At 32.8% G+C, this 6640-nt stretch carries 5 protein-coding genes; 1 reads left to right on the top strand and 4 read right to left on the bottom strand.

Features of this window, described 5'->3' with window-relative positions:
• Window positions 1-112: 112 nt before the first annotated feature.
• The 4 genes from DES33_RS09250 to DES33_RS09235 form a co-directional block, all read right to left on the bottom strand.
• Window positions 113-1351: a cell wall-binding repeat-containing protein gene (locus DES33_RS09250; protein ID WP_110058801.1), complete on the bottom strand. Its 1239-nt coding sequence runs from the start codon at window positions 1349-1351 to the stop codon at window positions 113-115.
• Window positions 1352-1429: 78 nt separating this feature from the next.
• Window positions 1430-1699, bottom strand: coding sequence for a hypothetical protein (locus tag DES33_RS09245; RefSeq protein ID WP_110058800.1), 270 nt, complete (start codon window positions 1697-1699; stop codon window positions 1430-1432).
• A 107-nt stretch (window positions 1700-1806) separates the two neighbouring features.
• Window positions 1807-3120 (bottom strand): cell wall-binding repeat-containing protein, encoded by a 1314-nt coding sequence (locus tag DES33_RS09240; protein ID WP_110058799.1) that lies wholly within the window; start codon window positions 3118-3120, stop codon window positions 1807-1809.
• Window positions 3121-3280: 160 nt separating this feature from the next.
• On the bottom strand, window positions 3281-5434 hold the full coding sequence (locus tag DES33_RS09235) for a cell wall-binding repeat-containing protein (protein ID WP_110058798.1): 2154 nt from the start codon (window positions 5432-5434) through the stop codon (window positions 3281-3283).
• A 277-nt stretch (window positions 5435-5711) separates the two neighbouring features.
• On the opposite strand from DES33_RS09235, the gene DES33_RS09230 reads away from it, so the two are divergent.
• Window positions 5712-6640, top strand: a 929-nt coding sequence (locus tag DES33_RS09230) for an IS110 family RNA-guided transposase (RefSeq protein WP_110058797.1), incomplete at its 3' end; no start/stop codon positions are given.

The raw sequence follows: 6640 nt of genomic DNA, 5'->3' as shown, positions 1-6640 counted from the left end.
TTAAAACAAAATTAAACGGAATGTCCCCTGTTATGTACAGATTACATTCCGCTTAAAATATTATTAAATTATTCCGTGTTTACGGGTTCAGGTCATAACGAAGCATTCTCTATTATCTCAAAGCTCTTCTGAAACCTGCAGCACGAGCTTCTTTTTCTGTTCTAAAATATCTTATATGACTTGGTTTAATCTTGTTGTAGTCTCTTTGTCCAGGAAGATGATAAATCATCGAATTCATATTTCCTTTAATTCTTCCTTCTCCAACAGGACCATATCCATCTTGGTAGATGTAGTTAGGTTTTGTTGGCTTGGAAGTTTCTTTTTTGGCTTGTTCTTGCTTTTTAAGTTCTAATTCCCTTTGCTTTCTAGCTTGTTCCTCCCTGGCTTTTCTTTCATTTTCAAGTCTTTTCATTTCATTTACTTCTTCAGCAGTAGGATTAGAAAATATATTGCTCGATACAGACTTTTCTCCACCAATAATAGTTACAGAATTCATATTTTCTAGATAACTCTTAGTTGATTGTGTCAAATTTTCATTGTCAGTCAGAATAATAGGCGCTTTGTAATTTTTAGCAACGCTTACCGCAGACAAACTATCTGCAAAAACTTTTGAATTTGCCAATATAGCATTTTCATTATTTTCAAATGAACGTCTTGCTATAGCCAACGCTGTTTGATATCTGTCATTTCCTGCTATTCTTTCCCCAGTAAAACCGTTCAACGGAAGTTGGTTAACTCCACCAATTGCGATTTCTTGTAAATCGGATTTCGGATAAGAATTACCATCACTAAGAACCATCAACGCCTTGTGATCTGCCATGAAACTAGTAGCACTAAGAGCGTCAGGGAAGTTTTTGCCGCTTGCTATCAATAAGTATTCTGCATCGACAAACTCTTTGGTTTTTTCCATAACCTTCACTGAAGTTTCGTATCTGTCGTTTCCTTTAAGTCTTTCAATGTTAATATCATTTACAACGGATTTTACGGATTCTTCAATATTTGAACTCAACGCCGTTTCTCCGCCAACAATGTAGATATTTTTTGGTTTTAGCTTAGCAATTTCATCGCTAGTTCTACTGTCCAATTGATCACTTGACAAAATAAGTGGCGCATTCAACGCCGCAGCAAGTTGACCAGCTGATAAAGCATCAGCAAAGTTAAACCCACTAGCAAGCACAACATTGTCCGATTCATTGAACATTTCTTTTGAAATTTCAATAGAAGTTGCAATCCTGTCTTTTCCTGCAATTCTCGTAACATTTTCAACATTTGCGCTAGACACACCAGCTGGAATCATACACGCAACAGCCAATGCAGCTATCGTCAATTTTTTCAAATTTTTAATAAACATTTTCTCCTCCTATAATTTAATATATTATTATGATACCATAATATATTAAAATTTCTAACTAATTATTTTAGATTTTTATTACTTAATAAATAAATGCCCCGCAAGCATTACTATTGGAAAAGCTAATACTAACAAAAAATTCAACAAAGCTTTCGCAACGCTTTTTTCAATCAATGAGAACGCAATTCCAATTATTCCCAAAATCGGGCAGATATATATCGTCACAAAACCAATAGGTCTCAAATTCCCCAAAAATCCAAACTCAAAATCCTTCAATATAAAAGCAATTACAAGACACACAACGCCAATGATAAGTGTCCACAAGCTTTTGTTCTTCGTTTTGTTCATAAACTCCCCTCCTATATTTAATATCATTATATCCTATTTGAGAATTATTTGATATATTATTTCATCAAAAAAGAGTGTAGAACAATCTACACCCTTGTGTTTAATATTTACGAAGCTATCATAACTTCAGTTGCCACGCCATCTTTAACAACAATTGATAGTCCCAATCCTACATTACTAACTTTGTGGTAGTAATTAATAAAATCACTTGCTTTGTAATAAGCTGTAGGAGCCATTCCACTGTGCACTTTAAATTTTGTTTTATTAGTTATTTTGAAAGAATGATTTACGCTGTGACCTAAAGGTTTACCTCCTGACAAAGAATTGATTTCTTTAAAGTATTTCATGTTTCCAGACACTATAAGATAATCACCCTTGATTTTAACATCATAAGCTTGGTTATACTCTCTTGATTTTGATTTTGATAGTTTTGAACTTATTAAACTTGAACAATATTCACCAGTTTTTGTGTGCAAATTCTTATCTTCTTTCTTTACAACAGGTTTTTTCCTAGTCAAAATATCATTCACAACAGTCTTTTCTCCACCAACTATTAACACATTCTTGCCATCCAAATATTTCTTGGCATTTTTTGTCAAATAATCTGATTGTGTAAGTATGATTGGCGCGTTGTGTTTTTTAGTTAAACTTACTGCTGACAAGCTATCTGCGAAAACTTGACCACTTGCTAAAACGACATTTTCATTATCATTAAATGATCTCTTAGCTATTGCAAGTGCAGTTTCATATCTGCTTCTTCCTGAAATTCTTTCTCCTTTGAATTTTTCTAACGGAAGTTGCATTTTACCACCTATTGCAATTTCTTTTAAGTTTGAGCTAGGGTAAGAATTACCATCACTTAAAACCATTACTGATTTGTGATTTACCATAAATGATGTCGCTGCTAATGCATCTGGGAAGTCCTTGCCACTTGCGATTAGCATGTATTCAGGATTGATAAACTCCTTAGTTTTCTCCATTACTTTTTCTGAAGTTTTATATCTGTTGTTACCTTCTAATCTAGTTACTTTGATGTTTTTCTTTTTTAAATAAGAATCAACACTGCTCTTTTTGATGGTAAGATTTCCACCAACAATATAAACATTCTTTGCTTTCAAACGATTAATTTCGCTTTCAGTTTCATTATCCAACTTATCTTTTGAAGATAACAACAATGGTGCGTTAAGTGCTGATGCAAGTTGTCCTGCTGACAATGCATCTGCAAAGTTGAATCCACTTGCAAGTACTACATTTTCTGATGAAGTGTATGCTGATTTGGATATTTCTACAGATGTTGTGATTCTATCCTTGCCAGAAATCCTTGTAGTTTGTTGTGCCGAAGCATTTGATACACCTGCTGGCACAATCATAGCCGCAATCAATGTTGCCACAGTCAATTTCTTCAATTGATTTTTTAACATATTTCTCCTCCATAAATTCATTATGATATTTTTAATAAAATAATAGAAATTCTCCCATTATTTTACCTTCAATACTATTATACCCAATCTGAGATTTTTTTGATAAAATCGTTCAATAAAAAAGAGTGCAGATTCCTCTGCACCCTTTGTGACTTTAAAACTATTTAACTTTATCATATAAAACTTTGTGAATGTTGTAGTCTTTTTCCGCCTTTTGTATTTCTTCTTCAGTCAATTTTATATTTTGTTTGATTTTAATAATTTTATCAGTATTACCCTTTTTAAGATTTTCAATTTTTTGTAATCTTAATTCTTTTTCCTTTTCAATATCCTTTATAGTTTTTTGTGCTTTTGCTTTTTCTTCAAGAAGATTTTTCTTGTCATTACTCTTTGCGTATGCATTGATGATTTCACGGTATTTTTCTTCGGAAATAAAAGCTTTATATCCATATCTGAAATCTCCATTCATGCAGAATGTATTTGTGTAATATCCAATTTGGGAAGTATTCCTAGTAACAGCAACAACACCAATTTCATCACTTAAAATATTTGTGTAGTGACCAATTACAGGTTTTATGCCATAGTGTTTTGCCATAAAATCGGCTGTTGCTTTTTCAAATGCAACTTCTTTGCTTTCTCCAGGATATTTAGCGTTCATTATACCCAACAATTCTTCATAAACTAATTTTTCATTATCATACCAGCCTCTGAATGGGTTTGCAACTCCCCAGTATAGATTTTCCCACACGTAAAATGTACCTCTGTGACCCAAAGAAGAATCCAACGATCTGTCGCAACTCACCATAGCTTTAGCCAAAATTTCAAAATTAGTATCTAATTTTTTCAAGCCTGTGAAATGTTCATCTTTTAATCTTAAACCGTTTAATTGTTCTAGCCAATCTGCTGTCATAATCAAGTTTTCATAAGATGATGCATCTTCTGGTGTCTTTTTCACATCGCCTTTTTCATAAAATTCATTCAAAATCGCAAGACCTTTATTCGCATCTTCCTTATATTCTGGATAATTTTCTGCTACCCATGGTAAGAATGCAAATGCACCTTCTTTTATTCTTTCATCAATTTTTGGCAACAAATTGTTAATATCTGAAATTTTCTTGTTAGCTTCTGCTATTATAGGTTTGTTTTTTTCTTCTAATTGCTTTGCTTCATCTTCAAGGCTTTTGATTTGAGCTTTAATTCTTTCTTTGTTTTTTTCGTCTTCTTCTAGTTGTTGTTTTAATTGAGCATTCAAACTAGAGAGTTGTTTTCTCTTGTCTTGTAATGTTTGCAACGAATTATCAAGTTTCTTTTTAGCTTCAGCCTTTGTAGGAACTTTTCCTGTTTCAAAGTATTTTTTGTTTACGTATTTTTGAATTTCGTATTTTTCTTCTGAAGTAATATTTTCCAAAATATCCTTATCGACAGTTTTTAATCCACCAACAATATATATGTTTTCTCTTTCATTCAAGTATCCTTTAGTATTGTTAGTAAGATTTTCAAATTCAGTAAGTATGATTGGTGCGTTGTGTTTTCTGGTTAAACTTACTGCTGACAAGCTATCTGCAAATACTTGTCCACTTGATAACACTGCATTTCTGTTATCATTAAATGATCTCTTGGCTATTGCAAGTGCAGTTTCATATCGGCTTCTTCCTGAAATCCTTTCTCCTTTGAATTTTTCTAACGGAAGTTGCATTTTACCACCTATTGCAATTTCTTTTAAGTTTGAGCTAGGGTAAGAATTACCATCACTCAATACCATTACTGATTTGTGATTTACCATAAATGATGTTGCTGATAGTGCATCTGGGAAGTCTTTACCACTTGCAATCAACAAATATTCTGCATCGACAAACTCTCTAGTTTTTTCCATTACTTTTTCTGAAGTTTTATATCTGTTGTTGCCTTCCAATCTAGTTACTTTGATGTTTTTCTTTTTTAAATAAGAATCAACAATGCTCTTCTTAATTGTAAGGTCTCCACCAACAATATAAACATTCTTTGCCTTCAAGCGATTGATTTCATTTTCAGTTTCACTATCCAACTTATCTTTTGACGATAACAACAATGGCGCATCAAGTGCTGATGCTAATTGTCCTGCTGATAATGCATCTGCAAAGTTGAATCCACTCGCAAGAACAACGTTTTCTGATTTTGAATAAACCGACTTAGAAATTTCAGCTGAGGTAGCTATTCTCGTTCTACCCGCTATCCTGTAAACATTTTGAGATTTAGCCTCTGACATAGTCGTTGGCAAAATCATTGCCGTAAGTAACATAGCTATAGTTACTTTTTGTAGCCTTTTAATAAGCATATTTGCTCCCTCCTTCGTATAATGTAGTTGTAGTAATAAATACTACTTTTTATTCTTAATCCCACTTTCTTATGGGATAATAATTGTATAGATAGAGGTCGTAGTCTCCCTCCTTGAAGCTAGTCTTCCTATTTAAGGGTTACGCCTCTACTTTACGTCCTTATCAGTATGAGCTGGATAGCACATTTCGTTGCTGTATGTCTAACGAGGTTTGATTGTCGTAAAGTTCTTGAGGGATCTTTCTCTATCTAAATTTATATTAAAGCTAGGTGATTTTATGTTTTACATTGGTGTTGATATTGCAAAGAATAACCACGAAGCCTCAATAATTGATTCTGATGGGAAACTTGTTTCTGAGTCTTTTTCTTTTTCTAATTCTATTAGAGGATTAGAGAAGTTTCAGAAATTTATTTCCTCTTTTTCGATTGATTTTAACAATTGTATTATTGGTATGGAAGCTACAGGTCATTATTGGCTGTCCCTTTATTCTTTCTTGATTGATTTAGGATTTTCTTGTATTGTTATTAACCCTATTCAATCTGATGCTTTTAGAAAGATGTATATTAGACAGACTAAGAATGATTCTGTGGATTCTTTTGTTATCGCTCAAATTCTTAGGTTTGGCGAGTTTTCTGTTTCTCATTTTTCTGATGAGGATACTTTTGCTCTTAGAAATCTTTCTAGGTTTAGGTTTGCTCTTGTTGATGAGGCTTCTGATTGGAAAAGAAAGCTTGTTGCTATTTTAGATCAGGTTTTTCCTGAGTATTCTTCGCTTTTTTCCAATATTTATGGCGTCACTTCTAAAGAGCTTTTAAGCAAATATCCTTTACCTGAGGATATGATTTCTATTCCTGCTGATGAGCTTGCTAAGCTTTTGTCTAAGTGTAGTAAGGGTCGATTTGGTATTGATAAGGCTAAAGAAATTCAAGAGAAAGCTTCTAATTCCTTTGGTATTAAGTTTGCTTTGAAGTCTTTCTCTTTTCAAATCAAACAAATTATTGCTCAAATTTCTTTTATTGAAGAGCAAATTCTTGAGATTGAAGATGAAATTTCTTCTATGATTAATTCTTTATGCCCTGTTATTACTTCTATTACCGGTATTGGTAATGTTTTAGGTGCTGCTATTTTCTCAGAAATCGGTGATATTTCTCGATTTGAGAGAGCTAATCAATTAGTTGCTTATGCTGGCTTAGATGTTGCTGTTAA

It is taken from the genome of Finegoldia magna (assembly GCF_003182075.1).
Classification (GTDB): Bacteria; Bacillota; Clostridia; order Tissierellales; family Peptoniphilaceae; genus Finegoldia; species Finegoldia magna.
Note: the sequence above shows the minus strand (reverse complement) of the source record. Positions and strands in the feature narration are given on the sequence as shown.

What these genes read in the sequence shown, in the direction of transcription:
- DES33_RS09250 (WP_110058801.1), bottom strand. Translation starts at nt 1,351, where the DNA reads ATGTTTATTAAAAATTTGAAAAAATTGACGATAGCTGCATTGGCTGTT.
- DES33_RS09245 (WP_110058800.1), bottom strand. Translation starts at nt 1,699, where the DNA reads ATGAACAAAACGAAGAACAAAAGCTTGTGGACACTTATCATTGGCGTT.
- DES33_RS09240 (WP_110058799.1), bottom strand. Translation starts at nt 3,120, where the DNA reads ATGTTAAAAAATCAATTGAAGAAATTGACTGTGGCAACATTGATTGCG.
- DES33_RS09235 (WP_110058798.1), bottom strand. Translation starts at nt 5,434, where the DNA reads ATGCTTATTAAAAGGCTACAAAAAGTAACTATAGCTATGTTACTTACG.